This is a genomic window from Palleronia salina (assembly GCF_900141995.1).
GTDB lineage: Bacteria > Pseudomonadota > Alphaproteobacteria > Rhodobacterales > Rhodobacteraceae > Palleronia > Palleronia salina.
The window spans coordinates 83,474-104,635 of record NZ_FQZA01000002.1; the positions used below are offsets into that span (position 1 = coordinate 83,474).

The 21,162-nt window shown below is 66.9% G+C and carries 19 protein-coding genes; 8 read left to right on the forward strand and 11 right to left on the reverse strand.

Annotated features, from left to right (window positions below; translation table 11 throughout):
• Positions 1–67 precede the first annotated feature (67 nt).
• Positions 68–892 carry a response regulator gene (locus tag BUB76_RS03285; RefSeq protein ID WP_073126707.1) on the forward strand — a complete coding sequence of 275 codons (825 nt, stop codon included), beginning with the start codon at positions 68–70 and terminating at the stop codon, positions 890–892.
• A 90-nt stretch (positions 893–982) separates the two neighbouring features.
• Here BUB76_RS03285 and BUB76_RS03290 read toward each other — a convergent pair whose 3' ends face one another.
• The 4 genes from BUB76_RS03290 to BUB76_RS03305 all read right to left on the reverse strand — a co-directional run bounded on the left by BUB76_RS03290 (position 983) and on the right by BUB76_RS03305 (position 8,790).
• Complete coding sequence (locus BUB76_RS03290) at positions 983–1,147, reverse strand: DUF1328 domain-containing protein (protein ID WP_073126709.1); 165 nt, start codon at positions 1,145–1,147, stop codon at positions 983–985.
• 127 nt (positions 1,148–1,274) lie between these two features.
• A complete protein-coding gene (locus tag BUB76_RS03295) occupies positions 1,275–6,047 on the reverse strand; it encodes a translocation/assembly module TamB domain-containing protein (protein WP_084140515.1) in 4,773 nt (1,590 codons plus the stop codon).
• A gap of 3 nt (positions 6,048–6,050) precedes the next feature.
• Positions 6,051–7,799, reverse strand: coding sequence for an autotransporter assembly complex protein TamA (locus BUB76_RS03300; RefSeq protein WP_236737847.1), 1,749 nt, complete (start codon positions 7,797–7,799; stop codon positions 6,051–6,053).
• 136 nt (positions 7,800–7,935) lie between these two features.
• Positions 7,936–8,790, reverse strand: coding sequence for a formate/nitrite transporter family protein (locus tag BUB76_RS03305; protein WP_073126713.1), 855 nt, complete (start codon positions 8,788–8,790; stop codon positions 7,936–7,938).
• A 78-nt stretch (positions 8,791–8,868) separates the two neighbouring features.
• On the opposite strand from BUB76_RS03305, the gene BUB76_RS03310 reads away from it, so the two are divergent.
• From BUB76_RS03310 to BUB76_RS03340, 7 genes are all read left to right on the forward strand, one after another.
• Positions 8,869–9,132, forward strand: coding sequence for a DUF7218 family protein (locus BUB76_RS03310; RefSeq protein WP_073126715.1), 264 nt, complete (start codon positions 8,869–8,871; stop codon positions 9,130–9,132).
• Between the two features lie 55 nt (positions 9,133–9,187).
• Positions 9,188–9,799, forward strand: a complete 612-nt coding sequence (locus BUB76_RS03315; protein WP_073126717.1) for a ribonuclease D — start codon at positions 9,188–9,190, stop codon at positions 9,797–9,799.
• Between the two features lie 75 nt (positions 9,800–9,874).
• Positions 9,875–10,486: a hypothetical protein gene (locus tag BUB76_RS03320; protein ID WP_073126719.1), complete on the forward strand. Its 612-nt coding sequence runs from the start codon at positions 9,875–9,877 to the stop codon at positions 10,484–10,486.
• A 4-nt stretch (positions 10,487–10,490) separates the two neighbouring features.
• On the forward strand, positions 10,491–10,985 hold the full coding sequence (locus BUB76_RS03325) for an LptA/OstA family protein (RefSeq protein WP_073126722.1): 495 nt from the start codon (positions 10,491–10,493) through the stop codon (positions 10,983–10,985).
• A gap of 1 nt (position 10,986) precedes the next feature.
• Positions 10,987–11,745 carry an LPS export ABC transporter ATP-binding protein gene (gene lptB / locus BUB76_RS03330; RefSeq protein WP_073126724.1) on the forward strand — a complete coding sequence of 253 codons (759 nt, stop codon included), beginning with the start codon at positions 10,987–10,989 and terminating at the stop codon, positions 11,743–11,745.
• A gap of 232 nt (positions 11,746–11,977) precedes the next feature.
• Entirely contained in the window at positions 11,978–12,556 is a 579-nt protein-coding gene (hpf, locus tag BUB76_RS03335; protein WP_073126726.1) for a ribosome hibernation-promoting factor, HPF/YfiA family, read from the forward strand.
• Positions 12,557–12,588: 32 nt separating this feature from the next.
• Positions 12,589–13,053 (forward strand): PTS sugar transporter subunit IIA, encoded by a 465-nt coding sequence (locus tag BUB76_RS03340; RefSeq protein ID WP_073126728.1) that lies wholly within the window; start codon positions 12,589–12,591, stop codon positions 13,051–13,053.
• 24 nt (positions 13,054–13,077) lie between these two features.
• Here the strand turns inward: BUB76_RS03340 and BUB76_RS03345 are convergent, their stop codons facing one another.
• The 7 genes from BUB76_RS03345 to cysQ all read right to left on the reverse strand — a co-directional run bounded on the left by BUB76_RS03345 (position 13,078) and on the right by cysQ (position 21,144).
• A complete protein-coding gene (locus BUB76_RS03345) occupies positions 13,078–14,502 on the reverse strand; it encodes a nodulation protein NodH (protein ID WP_073126730.1) in 1,425 nt (474 codons plus the stop codon).
• A gap of 3 nt (positions 14,503–14,505) precedes the next feature.
• A complete protein-coding gene (locus BUB76_RS03350) occupies positions 14,506–16,203 on the reverse strand; it encodes a DUF5927 domain-containing protein (protein ID WP_073126732.1) in 1,698 nt (565 codons plus the stop codon).
• Positions 16,200–17,210, reverse strand: a complete 1,011-nt coding sequence (locus BUB76_RS03355) for a glycosyltransferase family 2 protein (RefSeq protein ID WP_073126733.1) — start codon at positions 17,208–17,210, stop codon at positions 16,200–16,202. Before BUB76_RS03355 ends, BUB76_RS03350 begins: the two co-directional genes overlap by 4 nt.
• A 128-nt stretch (positions 17,211–17,338) precedes the next feature.
• A complete protein-coding gene (locus tag BUB76_RS03360) occupies positions 17,339–18,367 on the reverse strand; it encodes a glycosyltransferase family 2 protein (protein WP_073127511.1) in 1,029 nt (342 codons plus the stop codon).
• Positions 18,368–18,402: 35 nt separating this feature from the next.
• On the reverse strand, positions 18,403–19,392 hold the full coding sequence (galE, locus tag BUB76_RS03365) for a UDP-glucose 4-epimerase GalE (protein ID WP_073126735.1): 990 nt from the start codon (positions 19,390–19,392) through the stop codon (positions 18,403–18,405).
• Positions 19,393–19,394: 2 nt separating this feature from the next.
• Entirely contained in the window at positions 19,395–20,276 is an 882-nt protein-coding gene (gene galU / locus BUB76_RS03370) for a UTP--glucose-1-phosphate uridylyltransferase GalU (RefSeq protein ID WP_073126738.1), read from the reverse strand.
• Positions 20,277–20,346: 70 nt separating this feature from the next.
• On the reverse strand, positions 20,347–21,144 hold the full coding sequence (gene cysQ, locus BUB76_RS03375) for a 3'(2'),5'-bisphosphate nucleotidase CysQ (RefSeq protein WP_073126740.1): 798 nt from the start codon (positions 21,142–21,144) through the stop codon (positions 20,347–20,349).
• Positions 21,145–21,162 lie beyond the last annotated feature (18 nt).

Genomic DNA, 21,162 nt, shown 5'->3' on the forward strand with positions numbered 1-21,162 from the left:
TTTCTACTTGGCTCGGAACAAACGCCGCTTCCCGCGTGTTGTTCCAGACAAAATCAGGGACACAGTAATGACTACGAACAACCCCACGCTGGACCTGTCCGATACCATCGCTCAGGACCTGCCTTACCTGCGTCGCTACGCGCGCGCTCTGACAGGGTCGCAAAGGACCGGGGACAATTACGCCGCCGCTACCCTTGAGGCGATTCTGCAAGAGCCTTCGATCTTTCAACGCGATGCCGAGCCAAAGGTTGCACTTTTCAATGCATTCCATCGGATCTGGTCGACCGCGGGCGCGCCCACGGCAGATACCGAGGATCCGCGCACCCGCATGGAAAGCGCCGCGCTGGACCACATGGCCGGGCTGACGTCGAACACGCGCGAGGCACTTCTGCTGTCTACCATCGAGGGGTTCAGCTTCGAGAACGTGGGCAAGATCATGGGCATCGACGCCTCGGAAGCCTCCGGCCTCGTCGATATCGCCATTGCCGAGATGGAACGCTCGATGGCGGGCAAGGTGATGATCATCGAGGACGAGGCGATCATCGCCATGGACATCCATTCGATCGTCTCCGAAATGGGCCACCAGATCACCGGTATCGCGCGGACCCGGTCCTCGGCCGTGGACCTGGGCGCGAAGGACAAGCCGGACCTGATCCTGGCCGACATCCAGCTGGCCGACAATTCCAGCGGTATCGACGCGGTGAACGATATCCTCGGTCAGTTCGGGGATATTCCCGTGATCTTCATCACCGCCTTCCCCGAGCGTCTGTTGACCGGCGACAAGCCCGAACCGGCCTTCATGATCGCCAAGCCCTATTCCGAGGAGCAGGTCCGCTCGGCCGTGAGCCAGGCCATGTTCTTCGCCAGCACCGAGTCGCTGAAAGAGGCGTAATCCCCTCGCGGTCCTGACCGCAGACATCGATGCAAAAGCAAAAGGGAAGGCCGAGGCCTTCCCTTTTTTCGTCCAGCAGCTTGCCCGGGTCTAGCGGTCGTTCGCAATCTTCATCGCGAACAGGATCAGCGACGTGAGCAGGCAGACGAAAAACGCGATCTGCGCCAGGCCCGCTACCGCGCTTGCCAGGCCACCAAAGCCCAGCAATCCCGTGGCAAGTGCAGCCATGAAGAAGATCAGTGCAAGATAAAGCATTCAGGCGCTCCGAAGTGGCGTCTACCAGATTATGTCATTTGACAAACGACCGTGGCGAGGACCGGTTCCGAGTGAATCCGAGAATCCACGCCGGAACGGTTCACGTGGCGAAAATGTCGCAGCCCGGTCAGTAGTCCCGTTCGAAGAAGATGCCCAGCGAGGTCTCGCCGCTGTTGCTGGCACCGCCGCGCACGGTGATCGAGTTGGTGACGTCGAGATTAAGATTGATCTCGGCCTCGCCCGTCGCATCGACCGTGACGTCCGTATACAGGTTCTCCGACAGGTAGGCTCCGGCCCGGACACCCACGTTTCCATCCTCGTCAGTCGTAATATCAAGATCGTCCAACCCGGTGCTCTGCCGAAGGTTCCCGATGATTCCGTCGCCGCCCCGGCCCGCCAGGGTCGCGACGGCCGAGGCCAGCTGCGCCGCCTGCAAAGGCGAGATGTTGTCGATCGACCGACCGAACAGCAGCCGGGACAGCACCTCGTCCTCGGGCAGCTCGGGGTCAGACAGGAAACTGATCTCGGGGCTCAGCGCTTCGCCCTCGACCACGATGCGCACGGTCACGTCGCCCGCGTCGGTTTCGGCCACCAGTCGGATCCGGGGCGTGAAATTGCCCGCCAGGGTCACCTGGCCCTCGGTCAGGTTGAGCCGCTGTCCCAGAAGATCCAGACGACCGCGGATCAGGTCGAACTGCCCCGCCGGGATGATATCGGCGGTCGTGCCGCGCACGGTCAGCCGGCCGCCCAGCTCGGCATCCAGGCCGCGGCCCCGCACGAAGATCCGGTTCGGAGCGGAAATCGTCAGGTCCAGCGGATAGGCCACGCCGCCACCGCCGCCCGATCCGGACTCCTCGATCAGCCCCGCGCGGGCACGGGTGGCGCGGACATCGGCGGGCTCGTTCCGGTGGACCAGCCCGTCGGGGATCGGTCCCGTCGCACCCAGCCCGGTCGACGGGATCCGCAGCTCGGTCTCGCCGATCTGGATGCCGCCGGCGATGCGCGCGCCGCCGGTCAGCGGGCCGTTCACGTTGATTCGGCCGTCGAGCGACGTGGTGTAGAGACGCGGATCCTCGAGCGCGAAGCCCAGGAGTTCGACCAGGAGATCGGCGTTGAACCCGCCGCTGAGGCCGATGGGCCCCGACACGCGCAACTGCCCGCCCTCGGGATTGCTGGCCGTCGCGTTCAGCTGGACCGAGTTTCCGTTCAGCCGTGCCGTCGCGTTCAGGTCGGCCAGCGTGAGCGGCACGGAGGGCACGACGAACCGGCCGCCGCCCACCGTGACCTGCCCCGTCACCGACGACAGTTGCAGCGGACCGTTCAGCGCCACGTCGAAATTGGCCTGCCCGGTGATCGAGTTCGAGCCGAGGAACGGGTTGGCCAGCCGCAGGGGAGACGATCCGTTCACCCGCAAATTCGCGCTGTCGAAGCTTTCCGCCACGCGGCCATCCACCTGCGCGGCGATCCCTTGCGGTCCGGTCACGCCGATATCCAGCGTGAAGGACGACCCCGCCTGCCCCGCGCGGCCCTGCGCCGTGACGGGGCCGCTGATCTGGGGGACGAAGGCGCCGAGATTGGCCAGCCGCGCGTTGAAGGTCAGGTTGCTGTTGCCCCCCAGCAGCGTGCCCTGCGCCGAGGCGTCCAGGCCGGGGCTGTCGAGGTTGAAGGTCCGCACCCGGATCGGGGCATCGGCGCCATCGCGGCTGGCGACGGCGGCCAGTGTCGTGCGCCCGGCCAGCAATTGGTCGACCTGCGGGATCCCCAAGGCCAGCCGGTTGGCGGTCACGTCGGCCGTCACGTCGAAGCGGCTGCCATCGACCGTGCCGCTGCCCTCGGCCGTCAGGTCGACCGCACCGCGCAGGTCCCGGTTCGCCAGCCGGCGGAACCGCGACAGGTCGGCTGCGGTCAGTTCGACCCGGCCATCGACGCGGGGCGTTTCGGTCAGGTCGGCGATCTCGGCCATGGCCGACAGATCGACCCCGGCGCCGGTGCCGTCCAGCGACACCTGCCAGATCTCGCCCACCTCTTCGGCGAACAGATCGACGCTGCCCGGTCCCGACATCTCGGGCACGATATCGCCCAGGTTCGGGAAATTCACGTTGGCCTGCACGGCGCTGTCACCGGGGCCGTACTGTCCGTTCGCATCCACGCTGATCTGCGGGTTGCTGAGCGTGAGGTTCGGAACGCGGATCGCGTCGCCGTCCTTGCTGGCCTCGGCGGCCATTCGGGTCAGACCCGCGAACAGGCGGTTGAGCTCGGCCTGGCCCAGCGCGAGGTTGCGTGTCGTCCCCTCGACGGTGCCGCTGGCCTGCGACAGGTCGAACCGCGCCTCGCCCTCGGCCGAAAGGTCTACGGTGCCGCCCAGTTCGCGCCGCGCAAGCTCGGAGAAGACCGACAGGTCGTCCACGGCCAGGCTCAGATCGCCGGCGGCAAGGGGTGAAGTGTCGTCGGCGTTCAGGTCGGTGACCCGCCCGTCCGCGATCACCCGCGCCCCCGCGCCGGTGGCGTCCAGGTCGATGGTCCAGCCGGTAGCGTCTTCGACCGCGTCCAGGACGACAGAGGCCGGGCCGCTCATGGACGGCACGACTTCGGACAGGTTGGGCATGTCGATCCGCACGTCCACGGTGCTGTTCTGCGGCGCGATGCCCGCCGAGCCTTCCAGCGTGATCTGCGGGTTGCTGACCAGCAGCTCGGGCAGGTCGATCTGGCTTTGCAGCTTCGACAGTCGCAGCGCGATCTCGGTCACGCCGCGTAGCAGGCGGTCGGCCTCGGGCTGGTCGATGGTCACGTCCCGCGTCTGGCCGGAAATCTCGGCCTCGACCAGCGAGGTGTCGAGCCGCGCCCGGCCGTCCAGCGCCAGGTCGACCGATCCACCCAGGTCGCGCCCGACGAAGGGGGTGAACTGCGACAGGTCGCGCGCGATGATCTCGGCCGTACCCTCGGCCAGGGGCGACTCGGCCTCGAGATCCGAGACGGTGACATCCGCGGTGACATCGGCCCGGGCGCCCGAGGCGGTGAGGTCGATCTGCCAGGCCTCGCCCGGGTTCACGGCCTCGAAGGAAACCGTCGCGGGGCCGGCCAGCTCGGGATCGATCCGGCCGAGATTGTCCACCGTCAGATTGATGCGCGCCTCGCCCTGCTCGGACGTGATCCGCGCGTCGCCGGTCAGGTCGATCGCCTCGTTGTCGATGCGCAGCACGGGAACACGGGTGCCTTCGCTGTCGCGAATGGCCTGCAGCTCGAGCACCGTTCCGCCGCGCAGAAGCGGGTCAACCTGGTCGATGCCCAGCGCGAGGTCCTGCGCGCTGCCATCCAGCGACAGGTCGAAAGCCTGGTCCTGCAGCGTCGCCTGAAGCGCGACATCCGCCGACAGCCCGCCCGACAGCGGCCGTCCGGCCAGCGCAGCGAAAACAGCCAGGTCATCGGCATCAAGCCGCGCGTCCAGCGCGACCGGGATGTTCTCGCCGTCCGGATCCACCTGGCCCGAGCCCTGCAACTGGAACCCCGCACCGGCCAGGCGCAGCGTCTCCAGAAGGATCGGGTCGCCCGCCTCGTAATCGACCTCGACCCGGCCATTCAGACGGTCGCCCACCGCCTCGCCCAGGCCGGGGTCGTCGAACGACAGGCCCGCGGCCGAGAAGTCCAGGTCGGCGGTGACCGACAAGCTTTCGCCCGCGCCCGCGATGACGCCGCCGCCGTCCAGCGTGACGTTCGCGATCTCGATCCCGGGCTGGTCCAGGCCGGCGATCTCGATCAGCGCGTTCCAGTCTTCGGACTCGCTGGCATCGAATTGCAGGTCCAGGCCCACGCGGTCGACCTGCGTGCCTTCACCCACGGGAAGGGTCACGGCACCGTCGTCGCTGGCGATCTCGCCGGTCACGTCGAAGAAATCGGGCACGCCGTCGGCCCCGATCCGGACCTGACCTTGAAGGTCCAGCGACCGCGCCTGCAGGCGGAACTGGTCCAGCGCCACCGCGCCGTCGCTGCCGCGCTGCCCTTCGGCCACCAGCTGGATGTTGGGGCCGAAGAACGGGCGGTATTGCGGGGTGAAGACCGGCGCGATATCGCCCGACAGGTTCGCGACGAAGCGCTGGTCGCCCTCTTCCTCGATCAGCTCGACCGTGCCGTCCAGCCGCGGCTCGCCCGCGGTCTGCAGGGCGATGTCGGCGGTGAAATCCGAAAGCGGGCCGTCGCCCTCGACCCGCAGCTCCAGCGAAGGGCGGCCCGGCAGGTCGATCAGCGATGCGACGATGCCGTCTGCGCCCTCGTCGACCAGCAGGTTCACCGACAGGTTGCGGGACTCGTTTTCGTAGCCGCCCGACACTTCGAACACGCCGCGTTCGCCGTCCAGACGTTCGGCGCGGATATCGACCTCGCCCTCGCCGCCGGCCAGCGAGGCCGAACCGTCAAGGCTCAGTTCCGCGGGAACACCGATGACGGTTTCGCCCAGCTCGACCCGGGCCGCGCTGATCTCGCCGATCTGGATCGACACCGGAAGGTCCGGCAACGAGAACGGCTGCGCCTCGGGGTTGGGCACATCGACGGTTTCCTCGCCCTGCGGCAGGCGCGGCACGAGGATTTCCTCGGCCGACAGCTCGTTCACCGACAGGCGCCCGCGCAGCAGCGCCGCGCGGTTCCAGTCCAGCGCGGCGTTGTTCACGGTCAGCCAGGGGCCGTTGTCGTCCGAGATGACCAGCGATTCGATCGTGGCGCGCGACGACAATGCGCCTTCGAACCCGCGCACGCTGACCTGGAATCCGGGGCCGGACAGCTGATCCTCGATCAGGTTTTCCAGGAAGCCGCCGCCATCATCCTCGTCGGCGTTGTCCTGCGCGGCGACGGGAAGGGCGCAGAGCGTCAGGGCCAGCGCGGCGCGGCGGAGGGTGCGTTTGATCGTCATGCTCTAGAATGCCTGTCCGATGCCCACGTAGACTTCGACCCCGGACGGATCGCCCGGACCGCTCAGCGGTGCGGCGACGTCCAGCCGGATCGGCCCGATGGGCGTGAGATAGCGCAGGCCAAGCCCCGCGCCGGAATGACTGTCATCGCCGCTGGACGGAAAGCCGTCGCGCCCGACGATGCCGTAATCGTAGAAGGCCACCAGCCCGATGCTGTCGGTGATCCCGGCGCGCAGTTCGGCCTGGACGGCGACGAAGGATGCGCCGCCCGACTCGATCCCGTTCAGCATCACGTCCAGCGACTGGTATTCCTGGCCCCGCACGGTGCCGCCCCCGCCCGAGTAGAAGCGGTAATCGTTGGGCACCCGGTCCAGTTCGGCACCAAGGATGCTGCCCCCCTGGACGCGGCCGGCCAGGGTGATGCGATCCTCTTCGCCGAAGCTCAGGTAGCTGCGCGCGTCGAAGGTGGTGCGCACGCCCGAGCCGGTCGAATCGTTCAGCCCGGCGAAGGGCGTGACGTCGAGGTTCAGATACAGCCCGTCCTTGGCGTCCAGCGGCTGTTCGCGCGTGTCGTAGATCGCCGACAGCGGCAGGGTCGCCAGCGCATAGTCGGTGGTGCCGGCGTCGTCCTCGATCTCGCTGAAGCGCAGGCCGAGCCCGTAAGAGATCGTCAGGTCGTCGTTCACCCGCCGCTCGATCCCGATGCCCGAGGATACCAGGTTCGAAGAATAGTCGTCCTCGTTCAGACGCGCGACGCGGCCCTCGATGACCAGGGTGTTTTCCGGGGCGAAGGTGGCGGGGCGTTCGAACCGGCCGCCGAAGCTGTAATCGGTGCCGCCCGTGGTCGATCCGCCGATACCCGCGATCTCGCCGTCGATGCGCAGCCGCTCGGCCCCGCCCAGCAGGTTGCGGTGCAGCCAGAAGCCGGTGGGCGTCAGGCCGTCGATGGACGACAGCTCGGCGCCGAAACCGATGCGCCGCGGCTCGCGCGCGGCCAGCTGCGCGATGATGTCCATGCTGCCATCGGGGTTGATCGTCTCGGCCTCGGTCAGGGCGACCGACGAGAACACGCCGGTGCGGCGCAGCCGGGCGGCGGATTCTTCCAGATCGGCGGGGCTGAAGACCTGACCCACCGGAAGCCCGGCGATCTCGCGCAGGCGTTCGGGGCGCACCGCATCGCTGCCCTGCAGGATCAGGTTGCCGAAGGTGACGCGCGGCCCCGGGGCCAGCGCGATCTGAACGTCCAGCGTGTTCGCCTCGTGCTGCGCCAGGACGCGCTGATCGGCGATGTCGGCCTTGGCGTTGCCCTGGTCGCGCCAGCCCGACACGCCGGCCGCCGCTGCATCCGCGATGATGGGTGACCGGGCCGTCTGGCCGATGGCGAATTCGTCGGGCAGCTCGGTCCCCGGGGCCAGCGGCGCGATCTCGGCGCGCGAGAACAGGTAGCTTGGCCCGGCCTCGACCCGCACCACCACGTCATTGATCGCGCCCATGCGCGTCAGCGGCGAGATGCGGTCGGCCTCGGTCCCGTTGACGAGGATGTTGATGACCCCGCCGTAATGGCCCTGGTTGTAGAGCGACCCGATCAGCCGGCCGTAATCCGCGCGGGCGGCCGACAGGATTTCCTGCGGGTCGGTGACGCCTTCCTCCTTGGCGGCCACCAGCAGCGACGAGTTGCGCAGCTGGTCTTCCAGGTCCTCGCCGCCCTGGACGACGAAGGACAGGTTTTCGAAGGCGAATGCAGGCGCTGCCAAAAGGCACAGGGCGCACGAGATCCCTGCGCTGGAACGGTTTACGATCACGACGGCCCCCCGCTTTGTTTATCGCACGATAGGCAATGCGCGGGTGGGTTGCCACATCCCGCGCATCACTTTTGCCGTGACGGCCGCGCTACTCTTCGACTTCGGCCTTGACCTGCCCCCAGGTGATCAGCGCGAAAACCGCGGTGCCGCCGACCACGTTGCCGAAGAAAACCGGGATGAAGAAGCCGAAGATAGCCTGCCCCAGGCCCATGCCCCCGTGCATCAGCATGTAGGCCATCTCGACCGACCCGGCGATGATGTGGGTGAAGCCGCCGGCGGCAATCAGCCACGTGAAGACGAGGATGATCATGAAGGGATTGTGCGGCTGCGTCGGGATCATCCAGACCACGGCGGCGATCAGGACGCCGGCCGGGATGGCCTTTGCGAACCCTTCCAGCGGCGGCATGGTCGTGGCCTTTTCGCTGATCTCGTGGATGGCGGCCAGGATCTCGGTCGGGAAGGCACCGGAATAGCCCATAAAGGCCGCGGCGATGAAAGCACCCACGACGTTGGCGGCCAGAACGATCAGCCAGAGGCGCAGCACCAGCCAGATATACTCGAAGCAGGGATTGGCCATCAGCGGCAGGACGGTGGTGATGGTGTTCTCGGTGAACAGCTGCATCCGTCCGAGGATCACCAGCAGGAAGCCCAGCGTGTAGCCGAGGCTTTCGACCAGCGGGACCCAGGCCGGGCCCTTGGGCAGGTGGGCCAGGAAGATCGCCTCGCCCAGCACCGAGAACGAGATCAGGATACCGGCGGCCAGTCCCGAGAAGATCAGCGACGTCTTCGGGCGCGTGATCTCCTCGGCGCCGTCGCGGCGCACGACCTCGTAGATCAGCGGCGCGGTCAGCCGCTGGGCCTTGGTGACGGACTTTTCTTCCTTGCTGTTGGTATTGGCAGACTGTTCGCTGTCGCGTTTGAAATTCTCTTCGGTCTCGCCCATCCGGGTTGGTCCTTGTCGGTCTGTGGGAACCCGCATCGTGCTGGGCCCGTTCGGCAAGGAAATAGCGCGGAGCCCGAGATGACCAAGGATCATGGACCGTCCGTAAAGGACGACGAAACCTACAAATCCCTGCGCGAGGACGGTGCCTCGAAGGAAAAGGCCGCCCGGATCGCCAATGCCCAGGCCAACGACGACATGGACCCGGGCGAGAAGGGCGGCGAAACGCCCCCCTACGAGAAGTGGACCAAGGACGATCTGTACGACCGGGCGCAGGAGATCGGCGTCGACGGACGGTCGGACATGACCAAGGACGAGCTGATCGAGGCGCTGCGCAACCACTAGCAGCCGCCCCGTGCGCGGGTTAAGTCCGGCACGACACCGCGTCCGAGGAGAGATCATGGCCAATACGCTTTATCAGAACGACCTGCCCGACGGTCTGGACCTGGGGCCGGTCGTCGCCATCGACTGCGAGACGATGGGCCTGAACCCGCATCGCGACCGTCTGTGCGTGGTCCAGCTGTCGGGCGGCGACGGCAACGCGCATCTCGTGCAGGTGGCGCCCGGGCAGGACAGCGCACCCAACCTGGAACGGCTGCTGCGCGACCCGGACGTCCTGAAGCTCTTCCACTTCGGCCGCTTCGACATCGCCGCGATGTACCACGCCTTCGGCGCGCTGGCGGCCCCGGTCTACTGCACCAAGATCGCCAGCAAGCTGACGCGCACCTACACCGACCGCCACGGTCTGAAGCAACTGCTGCAGGAGCTGGCGGACGTGGATATCTCGAAGATGCAGCAGCAAAGCGACTGGGGCGCCGAAACCCTGAGCGATGCACAGCTCGCCTATGCCGCGTCGGACGTGCTGTACCTGCACACCCTGCGCGACCGTCTGGACGAGCGCCTGGCGCGCGAGGGCCGGACCGAACTGGCGCAGGCCTGCTTCTCGTTCCTGCCCAGCCGCGCGCTGCTGGATCTCGAAGGCTGGCCCGAGATCGACATCTTCTCGCACTGACCGGGCCGAATTGGCAGGTGTTGCCGGGGCGGATCACACCCTATCTATCGGGCATGACCCCGGACACGCACTTCCATGGCCGTCTTTGACAACCGCCATACCCGCCGCGTCGCCTTCCTGAAGGTGGCGCTGCCGCTGGTCGCGCTGGCGATCCTGTCGACCCTGTTTCTCGTGGCCGACCGGCGGGGCACCGGTAACGAGGTGCCGTTTTCCAGCGTCGAGATGGATCGCCTGATCGTCGACCAGCAGATCTCGGGACCGAACTATGCCGCCGTGACCGACGATGGCGGTGCGGTGACCGTGACCGCCCGGTCGGTCTCGCCCGGCGCCGAGGGCACCCAGCGCGGCACGGCCGAAAACCTGCTCGCCACGCTCGAAGACCCGTCGGGGAGCCGGATCGACCTGTCGGCCCCGGGCGGCAATTTCGACCCTGTGACCGGGGACGCCACGCTGAACCAGGGCGTCGCGCTGCGCAGCTCGGACGGCTACCGGCTCGAAGCGGAGGGCTTCGACCTCGACGCCGCGCGGATGCGCGTCACCAGCGAGGGCACTGTCGAGGGCACCGGACCGCCGGGCGACCTGACCGCCGGCAAGCTGACGGTCCGCCGCGAGGACGGGGCCTATGTTCTGAATTTCACCGACGGGGTGAAGCTGGTATACGACCCCAAAGCCGCGAGGGGAGAGTAGCATCGTGAGACGATTTCTGGCCGGTCTGGCCCTTGTCCTTGTCCATGCCGCGCCCGCCGTGGCGCAGGAAACCGCCATCCAGTTCGGCGGGCTGGCGCAGGACACGTCCCTGCCGGTCGAGGTCGCGTCCGATGCGCTGGACGTGAACCAGGGCGACGGCACCGCGGTGTTCACGGGCAACGTGCTGGTCACCCAGGGCGAGATGAAACTGTCGTCGCAGCGGCTGCGCGTGATCTACGGCGATGGATCCGACGGCGCGGGCCGCATATCCGAGCTTCGGGCCTCGGGCGGTGTCACGCTGGTCAACGGGGCCGAGGCGGCCGAGTCGCGCGAAGCGGTCTACAACATCGACGCGGGCGAGGTCGTGATGACGGGCGACGTGATCCTGACGCAGGGCCAGAACGCGCTGTCGTCGAATCGGCTCGTGATCGACCTGAACAACGGCACCGGCACCATGGACGGTCGCGTGCGCACCGTGTTCCAGCCCGGCGCCGACTGACATGGACGGCACCCAGGGCGATTCTTCCGCCGGCAGCGGGGGGCTGATCGTCAGCAACCTGCAGAAAAGCTACAAGCGGCGGCCGGTGATCCGCGACGTCAGCCTGCGGCTTGGCCGGGGCGAGGTCGTCGCGCTGCTGGGTCCGAACGGATCGGGCAAGACCACCTGCTTCTACGCCATCGCAGGGCTGATCGTGCCCGAAGGTGGACAGGTCATGGTCGACGGGCGCGAGGTCACGTCGCTGCCCATGTATCGTCGGGCCCGCATGGGCATCGGGTATCTGCCGCAGGAAATGTCCATTTTCCGGGGCCTCTCGGTCGAGGACAACATCCTCGCCATCCTCGAGCTGACCGTGAAGGACCGCGCGGCACGGCAGGATCGCCTGAACAAGCTGCTGGCCGAGTTCTCGATCGAGCATCTGCGCCGCACGCCCGCGCTTGCCCTGTCGGGGGGCGAGCGGCGCCGGGCCGAGATCGCCCGCTGCCTTGCCGCTGGACCCAAGTACCTGCTGCTGGACGAGCCCTTTGCCGGCGTCGACCCGATTGCCGTGGGCGACATCCGCGCCTTGGTCGCGGGCCTGACGCAGCGCGGGATCGGTGTGCTGATCACCGACCACAACGTGCGCGAGACCCTGTCGATCGTGGATCGCGCGTATATTCTGCACGACGGCACCGTGCTGATGGACGGCCCGCCCGAGGCCGTCGTGGCCGACGAAAACGTGCGCCGGGTCTACCTCGGCGACAGCTTTTCCCTGGGCTGACCGGCCCCCCGTGTTTGCAGCTGCAGCGAGGGCAAAGCTTGACAGCAGGACCGCAAATGACGCCAAATACGTGGGATGAAGAGACCGACCAACATTGGCAATCTTCGCAGACTTTCCTGCCATACCAGAGACTTGACAGGCATTCGCCCCATGGCGAACGCCGGTTGAGTGCGCGGTTTCCGTCCCGGCGCGATGCCCGGGTCGACCCATGACCATTAGCGAAGGATCCACCATGCGTTACCAGATCAGCGGCAAACAGATCGATATCGGTGAAGCCCTGCAGGCCCATTGCAAGGCCGAGATCGAGGGCGTGATCGCCAAGTATCCCGGTCGTCCGACCGACTGCCTGGTGGTGTTCTCGAAGGACGCGCATGAATACGCCTGCGAGACCGTGGTGCACCTGTCGTCGGGGCTGAGCGTGCAGGCGAAAGCCAAGGAGACCGAGATCTACGCCGCTTTCGACGCCGCGAACGAGAAGATGGAAAAGCAGTTGCGCCGCTACAAGCGGCGGTTGAAGGACCACCATCGCGAACGTCCGAACCCCGTTGAACTCTCGGGAGGCTCCGCGTATATCCTCGCCGCGAATAGCGATAACGACGCGGACGAGCCGGAAACGCTTCAGCCCATCATCGTCGCTGAAATGGAAACCCGCATCCCGTCCCTGTCGGTCGGCGAAGCGGTTATGCAGATGGAGCTGGCTGGCGTCCCGGTCCTGGTGTTCCGGAACGAGAAGCAGGCCAACGGAGTGAACGTGGTCTACCGCCGCGATGACGGCAATATCGGGTGGATCGATCCCAACACAACGTCCTGACCGCGGCGTCAGGCCCAGCGATACAGGCTGACATGACACTTGCAGATTTGCTGACGCTCGAGTCCGTGCGGGTCGTTCCTGCACTCAGCAGCAAGAAACGGCTGTTCAACACGCTTGGCGATCTGGCCGACGAGGTGTTCGGGCTGGATTCCGACCGTGTGAGCGAAGCCCTGCTGGACCGTGAAGGCCTGGGCCCCACCGGCGTGGGCCACGGTGTGGCGCTGCCCCACGCGCGGCTGGACGATCTGGACAAGGTGCGTGGCCTGTTCCTGAAGCTCGAGCGTCCGCTCGATTTCGGCGCCGTCGACCGCCAGCCCGTGGACTTGGTGTTCTGCCTGATCGCCCCCAGCGATGCCGGGGTCGAGCACCTGAAAGCCCTGGCCTCGGTGTCGCGCACGCTGCGCGACCCCGACCTCTGCGCCAAGCTGCGCGCGAACGACCATGCCCAGACCCTGCACGCGGTGCTGACCGACCGCAGCGTGACCCGCGCGGCCTGATCGTCGCCGGTCTGTCGCCGCGTCTCAGGCGCGGTCGCCGAACCCGAACATCATGAAATCCCGCTGGTAGGTATCGCGCACCGCCCGGTCGACCTCGTCGCACCAGATGGCATCGAGGCTGTGGGGCACCTCGGGCGCATCGGGGACATAGGCCTTCGCCTTCGCTCCCACCTGGGTCGCAAGGCGCGGAAGTTCCTCGGGCAACTCGTCCTCGCGGAAGACGCGGTCGGGCAGGACGAACTGGTTCATACCCTGAAGCGTCGTCGCCTGCGTGGCCCAGGCCGGGTCCACCCGCAGGCTGGTCTGCCCGCCCAGGTTGCCGCGCAGGAAATGCAGGAACGACAGGAACGCCGCCCGGTGCGCGTCGGCATCATAGCCCCGGCCCGGCGCGCCCTCGGGAATCGGCAGCGTATAGCGCGCGCGCAGGATCGCGCGAAGGTCGTCGAAGCAGTCGGGTCCGGGCACCAGTATGTGGCGGCAGAAGACGGCGTGGGCCCTATCGGCGGGGTGCCGCAGGACGGTGAAGCTGCGATGCCCGGGGTGGGTGCGCTTCCAACGCCGCAGGCCCTTTTGGTTCAACCCGGTCTCCAGCGCCTCGGGCGCGACATCGTCCAGTTCCGCCAGCCAGCGCGTCACGCTGTCCTCGGGGCCGCCTTTCACCGGCATGTAGACCAGCGGCGCGGTGGCGCCGAACACGTAGGACGGCACGGCGGGTCCGCGCCGCGGCTCGAAATTCGGCGTGCGGCCCAGGCCGAAATGGTCGATCCCGCCCAGTTCGGCGACCATCTGGTCGTAATTCGTGACCTTGTCCCGCAAGGGCGCGGGGTTCTGTACCTTGGTCCGCTCCGACAGGGCATCCAGCCGCCCGTCCAGACCCAGCCACGCGGCGAGACCGTTGATGACGTCCAGCGCGCCCACGTCCTCGTAATCCAGGTAGAAGGCGGTCTGCCCGCTGGATTGCAGGCGGTGCAGCAGCATCCGCTGAAACGCCTGCAACTGCGCCAAGTGAGACGCAAACCCGGCACTGTCGAAGGCCACGCTGGCGCGGCGCGCATCCTTGGCATCGCCCAGCCGCCACTGGTTGGTCTGGCGGGCGATCTGAAGGCTCACGTAGCTTTCCAGCGGGTTGCGCGTCAGCACGACCTTGGCGCAACGCGGATCGGCAAGGCAGGTCTCAAGCACGCGGGGATCGTGGTCGTGGAAGAACCGGAACCCCGGCAAGCCGTCGGTCCGCTCGGCCAAGGCCGACAGCAGCTTGCCCGGATCCCGCTCGCGGTCGTCCAGCGAAACGCCGGCCAGTTCCGACCGGCCCGCATGGCCCACGAAATGCGGGTTGAACGCCTCGCCCCAGCAAGTAAGGCCCGGCAAAAGGTTCAGGTTCTCTTCCAGGAAATTCGAACCCGTCCGCATCTCGGCCAGGACGATGAAACTGTCGAAGGGACGGGCCATGGATTACCGGACGATATAGGGTTTGCGGATCTCGGGCTGCTCCAGGTCCGGGCCGTCCCCGGACGAGAAGTCGCCCATCATGTAGGGGTTCATCCCCTCGTTCTTCAGGTTCTGCAGGAACTGTCCGAACCCGGTCAGGTCGATCATGCGCGGCGCCTCGGTCAGGTTGCGCGCCTGCCAGACGCCGGTCTCCTCGGCGATGCTCTGCAGCGGCTCGAGCGGGGATTCCACGAAGTCGGCCATGGACCAGACGCGCACCCGCGCCTTCACGTGCGGGTCGCGCAACAGGTCCACATGCGCCGCTTCGATCTTCTGGAGGCGCGCTGCCTCGCGCCGGACTTCGCTGAAGGGCGCGTCGGACTTGAACAGCGGCACGGCCCAGCACCCGGTGATGATCAGGATCTCGGCGTTGCTGTCATAGGCGATGAACTCGGCGATGCGCTGGTTGTCGCGGGGGCCGAACAGGAAGGCCTGCCGGTCGCCCCGTGTGTTCCAGATCAGGTTCGTCAGGAACGCGCGCGGGTTGTAGTCGCGCAGGGTCGCACTGTCGGACAGGGCGCCGGCATAGCTGCGCTGATCGTCGGTGAACTCGACCCGCTCGGGGGCGAACAGGTGTCCGTGGGCGCGCACGCCGGTGGCGCGCTGAAGCCAGCCGGGGAAGTCGTGGAACAGGTCGCCGAACCCTTCGAACACGGTATAGCGCGCGCAGGTCCGGCCGGATTCGTAATCCTTGAGCGGGAACCGGCTGGCCATGTAGAGCCCCGCCCGCCCGCGGATCCGCCGCTCGGTCGCCTTGGTGAAGATGCGGTCGATCTTGCCCGGGTTTGGCTCGGACAGGGTGGCCGAGGCCGGACGGTCGGTGAGAAAGGTATCGTAGAGCCGGTTCGCCTGCGGCCAGATCTTGCGCGCCACGAAACAGTCGGACCGCCGGAGAAGCTGCAGGTGATCGTCGTAGAAGATGTGCGGCTTGCCCTGGAAGTCGAACTTGGACAGCGTCAGCGACCGGCTTTCGACCCGGCCCGGATGCAGCCGCACGAGGGTCTGGAAATAGGATTCGTCCGGGATCCAGACCCGGCGGAAATAGCGCTCGAACTCGCCGCGCCGCGGGTCCTCGAGGATCGCCTTCAGCGCGCGGCGCGTCAGGCACCACCATTGCGACCCCATATGCGGGCGGATGCCGTAGGGCAGGCGCCGCTTGACGCCCATCCGCCGTTGCAACCGCACGTAGGCATCGAACAGCCGCCGCTGCCGTTTCCACGAGAACGGAAATCGCAGGGTGAAACGTTCGGAATCCAGCCCCCCCTTGGTCCAAGAAACGTCGGCGGTGGTGACGCTTTCGATGAAGCTCGTGTCAGGGCGGTCGGCCAGGTATGTCTTCAGGTCCGCCACGCTGCGTAGCGGCAGGCATGTGCCCGACACCATGAAGACGTGTTTGGCCTCGGGAAACCGGTCCAGCATGACCTCGGCCGCGCGCAGCGTCGCCGAAACGAGCGACCAGGTGCCCCACTCGCAGGCGACGCGGCTGGAAAAGACGATGTTGTCGTGCCGGGCGAGCGCCGTGCGGAACCGCTCGAACCGGGCGGCCGACACGCGCTTGTCCACGTGGATCACCAGGGGGCAGCCGCGATCGGCCCAGTGGCTGGCCACCTGCGCTGCGCGGTCCAGCGCCTCGTGGCACAACATGATGAAACCGACCGTCACGCCCAGTTGCCCTTCGACATCAGGCCCAGGATCTCGAGCTGACGCCAGTTGATGTATTTCTCGGACCATTTGCACCACAGGTCCGGATCGTCGCGCAAGGCGTCGGCGTAGGCGCGATACTCGGCCGCGCCGCGATAGTGCTCGGCGCGTGCCACCTCGGCCTGCGACTTCTCGAGGAACGCGTCGAGGAACTTGACGTGCAGCAGGCACCCGCAGGCCTTTTCGCCCCCGCGGTCGTCGAAGACCAGGTTCAGCCCCCGGGGCAACAGCATGTGGGTCGAGCTGACGAAGACGTTGCCGCGCCCCCATTTCACCAGCGGCACCTTGTTCAGGGCCGGCGCGCGGTAGGGCGTTTCGGCGAAGAACTTGCGTGCCCGCGGCCCCCCTTGGATCCACAGCGACGCATAGTCCCAGTTGCGGCTGATCATGTAGTTGCCCGCGTCGAACCACGAGCAGATCTCCAGCGGGTCCTGCCCCGGCTGGTAGACCACGTCGGTCATCGCGCCCTTGGGATACATGTCCAGCATCATCGCGCCGAAGGACCGGATCTCGGCCGCGTCCAGCCAGTCGGTCAGGGCGCGGATCGGTCGGGTGTCGCAGAACGGGTAGATGAAGAACTCGTCCACGTCGACGGTCAGGATCCACTTGCCCAGCCCGTACCGGCGGGCCAGCCAGTTCACCCAGTCGACGCCGAACCGCGCGCGCCGGTAGCTGGCACCGGTCGACCACAGCGACACGTCGGGCTGTTCGGCAAGGTATTCGCACGACCCGTCGGTCGAGCCGTTGTCGACCATCAGGAAATGGCGAATGCCCAGGTCGCGGTAGTATTTCAGGAAGAACGGCAGGCGCTTGATCTCGTCGCGCAGCACGGTGACGACCAGGATATCGCGCGTCTTGATCGCCTGGGTCCGGTCGCGCACGCATTCAAGCTCGCGCCGCTTGCGAATGGCGCGCAGGTACAGCCGCCTGCGGCGTGCGCCCCGCTTATACGCGTCGAGAATGCTCACCTAACGGTCCTGCCCAACATCCATGACCCGGGCGGCGGACGTATGCTCGCCCCGATCCGCGCCGATCCTGCTCGGGAACGCCTTTAACACATTCTGCCTTAAAGAAACATTCCAGAAGGACGCGGCGCTCATATCCAGCCACCCCGTGACATGAGGCCCAGCGCCTCGAGATGACGCCAGCCGCGATACCGGGTCGAATGCGGGGTCCAGAGCGTCGGGTTCTCGGTCAGCGCCTGATAATACCGGTCGTAGAGTACGGAGTTCGCGAAATGCTCGCCGCGCTGACGCTCTTCGGCCGACTTCTCAACGATCTGGTCCAGGAACTTGGTGTGCAGAAGAACGCCCGACAGCTCGGCCCCGCCCTCCACGGAATAGACGCGGTTCAACCGCTGGGGCAGCGCCGCGTGGGTCGAGTTCAGGTAGGCATAGCGCCAGTGCCAGCGGATCAAAGGGACCTTGCCCATGGTCGGCGCGCGGCGCGGATCGTCGGCGAAGAAGGCCCGCGCCCGCGGGCCACCCTGGATCCACAGCGCGTCCTGCTTCGGCTGGCGTCGGATCATGTAGTTGCCGGCGTCGAACCAGCCCAGCGCCTCTGTCGGGTCGGTGCCCGGAGGGCAGGTCGCATCCGCCAACCGGCCCTGCGGATACATGTCCAGCATCAGCGCGCCCATGCTGGCGCGGCCGCGCCGGTCCAGCTCGGCGCACAGCGCCGGCAGCGGGCGGGTCTGCCAGTAGGGATAGACCAGCAGCTCGTCCGCATCGAGCGTCAGGCACCAGTGGCCCGAGCCGTGGCGCATCTGGAGCCAGGTGATCCAGTCCAGCCCGAACCGGCTGCGGCGATAGCTCAAATCGGTGGACCAGACCGACACGTCGGCCGCGTCGCGCAGCAGGTCCAGCGATCCATCAGTGCTACCATTGTCGACGGCCAGCACGTGCGCGACACCCAGCCTGCGGCAATGGTCCAGGAAGAAGGGCAGGCGCGCCGCTTCGTTCCGCAGGCAGATGAAGCCCAGGATGTCTCCCGGCGCGATGCCGTCGGTGCGATCCACGACAGGGCGCAATTGGCGCCGCTTGGCGATGGCCCGCGCCAGGAGCCGGCGCCGGGCAAATCGCCAGCGATAGGCCTGCCAGAGATCCCGGTGCGGACGCGCGGACAGGGGTGGGCGCGGCGGCCAACCCTCGCGCGGCGCGATCACTGGGCGAAGTCTCCGTTCTGGTGCCAGGCCCACGCATCCGCGATCATCTGCTCGAGCGTTGAGCGTTCGGGTCGCCATCCAAGCTCGATCTCGGCGCGGGCGCTTCCCGAAACCAGCGCGGCGGCATCGCCTTCCCGACGCGGACCCGTGGTCACCGGCACCTGCCGGTTCGTGACAATCGCCGAGTAGTCCACCACCTGTCGCACGGAAAAGCCCTTTCCCGTGCCCAGGTTGAAGACCCGTGACCCACGGCCATCCTGCAACCAGCGCAGGCCGCGCAGATGCGCCTCGACCAGGTCCATGACATGCACGTAGTCGCGCACACAGGTGCCGTCCGGCGTATCGTAATCGTCGCCGTTGATCGTCAGCGCGGGGCGGCGCCCGTCGATGGCATCCAGCATCAGGGGGATCAGGTGCGTCTCGGGGCGGTGATGCTCGCCCACATCCAGGTCAGGCGATGCGCCGGCCACGTTGAAATAGCGGAAGATGACCGTTTCGAGGCCGTGGGCCGCGCCGAAATTCGCCAGCATCGCTTCGACCGCGCGCTTGGACGCGCCGTAGGCGTTGATCGGGTGCTGGAGACTGTTCTCGTCCAGCATGATGCCATCCTGGTCGCCGTAAATGGCGCATGTGGACGAGAACACCATATGGGGACACCCGGCCGCCACGGCCGCCTCGACCAGGTTCAGCGATCCGCCGACATTAACGCGCCAGTAAAGGCCGGGTTCGCGCACCGATTGCCCCACGTCGGACATGGCCGCGAAATGCATCACCGCCGCGGGTTCGTGGCGGGCAAAGATATCGTCCAGCGCGGCGCGATCCAGCAGGTCCGCCTGCTCGAACGGGCCAAACTGGACGGCATCCCGCCATCCGGTGGAAAGGTTGTCGACAGCGACGGGCGTGTATCCCGCCTGCGCCAGGATCTTGCAGGCGTGCGAACCGATATAGCCCGCACCGCCCGTCACCAGGATCGTGGCGCCCGACACGGTTATCCTCCGAAATCGAGCCCGCGCAGATACGCGCGGAAATCAGGACCCAAGTCGGACCGCGCCATGCCGAAGGCCACGGTCGCCTGCAGGAACCCGCCCTTGTTGCCGCAATCATACCGCTCGCCGTCGAAGATCAGCCCCGAGACACCCGGATCCTTGCCAATCTGCGCGGCGATGGCGTCGGTCAGCTGGATCTCGCCGCCGGCACCCGCCTCGGTCTCGTGCAGCTCGTCCAGCACCTCGGGCGTCAGGATATACCGGCCGATCACGGCCATGTTGGACGGCTGTTCGCCCATGGGCGGCTTTTCGACCATGCCCTTCACGTTGACCACGTTGCCGTCGCGGTTGTCGACGTCGAGAATGCCGTAGGCGCTGGCCGCCTCGGGCTCGACTTCCATCGCGGCCATCATGCAGCCGCCGATCTCGTTATGGGCTTCGATCATCTGCGCCAGGACCGGCTCGTCGGCCATGATGACGTCATCGGGCAGCAGGACCGCGAAGGGCTCGTCCCCGATCAGGCGCCGCGCGCACCAGACGGCGTGGCCCAGGCCCATGGCCTGCTGTTGGCGGACGTAGGAAATGGCGCCCGACGGCATGTTGGTGCTTTCCAGCACCTCCATCAGCTTGTCCTTGTTCTTCTCTTCCAGCGCGTGTTCGAGCTCGGGTGCGCGATCGAAGTAATCCTCGAGCGCGGATTTCCCGCGCGAGGTGACGAAGATGAAGTCGGTGATACCGGCCGCCCGCGCCTCGTCGATGGCGTACTGGATCAGCGGGCGGTCGACCAGCGTCATGATCTCTTTCGGAATCGACTTGGTGGCGGGCAGAAACCGCGTTCCCAACCCGGCGACGGGAAAGACGGCTTTGGTGACGGGCTTGACCATTTCTTTGTCCTTGTTCGTTTCGCGTGCTGCGGCATTCGGCCGCGATACTCGCTGCGCTACGTAACCTGTCTCAGGCGGTCTTCAAATCGACACCCGGGGCGTAGGCGATGAAGAACGGGTTCGCGAAGTCGGCCTTGCCGTACCCCAGGTCCCGGTGATCGTCGAACCGCACCACGCGCCCGCCGGCCCCGATCAGGACGGCATGTCCGGCGGCGGTATCCCATTCCATCGTGCGTCCGAGACGGGGATAGAAGTCCGCCTCGCCCGTGGCGACCAGGCAGAACTTGAGCGACGATCCGGCGCTCTTGCTGTCGGCAGTGGCGTACTTGCCGATGTAGTCGTCGGTCGCCTGGTCCCGGTGCGATTTCGACGCGACGACCCGCAACGCGGCGTTGTCCGGTTGCGAGACCGAGATCGGGGCAAGGTCCCCGACCGTGTCGGGGTCGAGCGCGCCGTCTTCCTCGACCGCCCGGCCGTCCGGCAGGGTCAGGAACATCCGCTTCTTCGCCGGGGCGTAGACCACGCCCCGCACCGGCGTGCCGTCTTCGACGTATGCGATGTTCACCGTGAAATCGCCGCGGCGCTTCACGAATTCCTTGGTCCCGTCCAGCGGGTCGACGATCAGGAAAGTGGAAACATCCTGACCGTGCGAGGCCGATTGTTCCTCGGTCACAAGCGGCACATCGGGAAAGGCGACTCGCAGGCCGGCCGAGATCAGGTCATCGGCGGCCCGGTCGGCGGCGGTCACGGGGCTGTCGTCATCCTTGCGGTCGACATCGAAATCGTCGCGGTCGTAGATCTCCATGATCACGTCGCCCGCCTGCAGGGCCAGCCGCCGCATGACGGTGAAAAGCGTGTCGTAATCCAAATCCCAGCCCTCTGTCGC

Excerpts from the sequence above, each read along its gene's own strand:
- BUB76_RS03285 (WP_073126707.1), top strand. The coding sequence starts at position 68 with ATGACTACGAACAACCCCACGCTGGACCTGTCCGATACCATCGCTCAG.
- BUB76_RS03290 (WP_073126709.1), bottom strand. The coding sequence starts at position 1,147 with ATGCTTTATCTTGCACTGATCTTCTTCATGGCTGCACTTGCCACGGGA.
- BUB76_RS03295 (WP_084140515.1), bottom strand. The coding sequence starts at position 6,047 with ATGACGATCAAACGCACCCTCCGCCGCGCCGCGCTGGCCCTGACGCTC.
- BUB76_RS03305 (WP_073126713.1), bottom strand. The coding sequence starts at position 8,790 with ATGGGCGAGACCGAAGAGAATTTCAAACGCGACAGCGAACAGTCTGCC.
- BUB76_RS03310 (WP_073126715.1), top strand. The coding sequence starts at position 8,869 with ATGACCAAGGATCATGGACCGTCCGTAAAGGACGACGAAACCTACAAA.
- BUB76_RS03315 (WP_073126717.1), top strand. The coding sequence starts at position 9,188 with ATGGCCAATACGCTTTATCAGAACGACCTGCCCGACGGTCTGGACCTG.
- BUB76_RS03320 (WP_073126719.1), top strand. The coding sequence starts at position 9,875 with ATGGCCGTCTTTGACAACCGCCATACCCGCCGCGTCGCCTTCCTGAAG.
- lptB (WP_073126724.1), top strand. The coding sequence starts at position 10,987 with ATGGACGGCACCCAGGGCGATTCTTCCGCCGGCAGCGGGGGGCTGATC.
- hpf (WP_073126726.1), top strand. The coding sequence starts at position 11,978 with ATGCGTTACCAGATCAGCGGCAAACAGATCGATATCGGTGAAGCCCTG.
- BUB76_RS03340 (WP_073126728.1), top strand. The coding sequence starts at position 12,589 with ATGACACTTGCAGATTTGCTGACGCTCGAGTCCGTGCGGGTCGTTCCT.
- BUB76_RS03345 (WP_073126730.1), bottom strand. The coding sequence starts at position 14,502 with ATGGCCCGTCCCTTCGACAGTTTCATCGTCCTGGCCGAGATGCGGACG.
- galU (WP_073126738.1), bottom strand. The coding sequence starts at position 20,276 with ATGGTCAAGCCCGTCACCAAAGCCGTCTTTCCCGTCGCCGGGTTGGGA.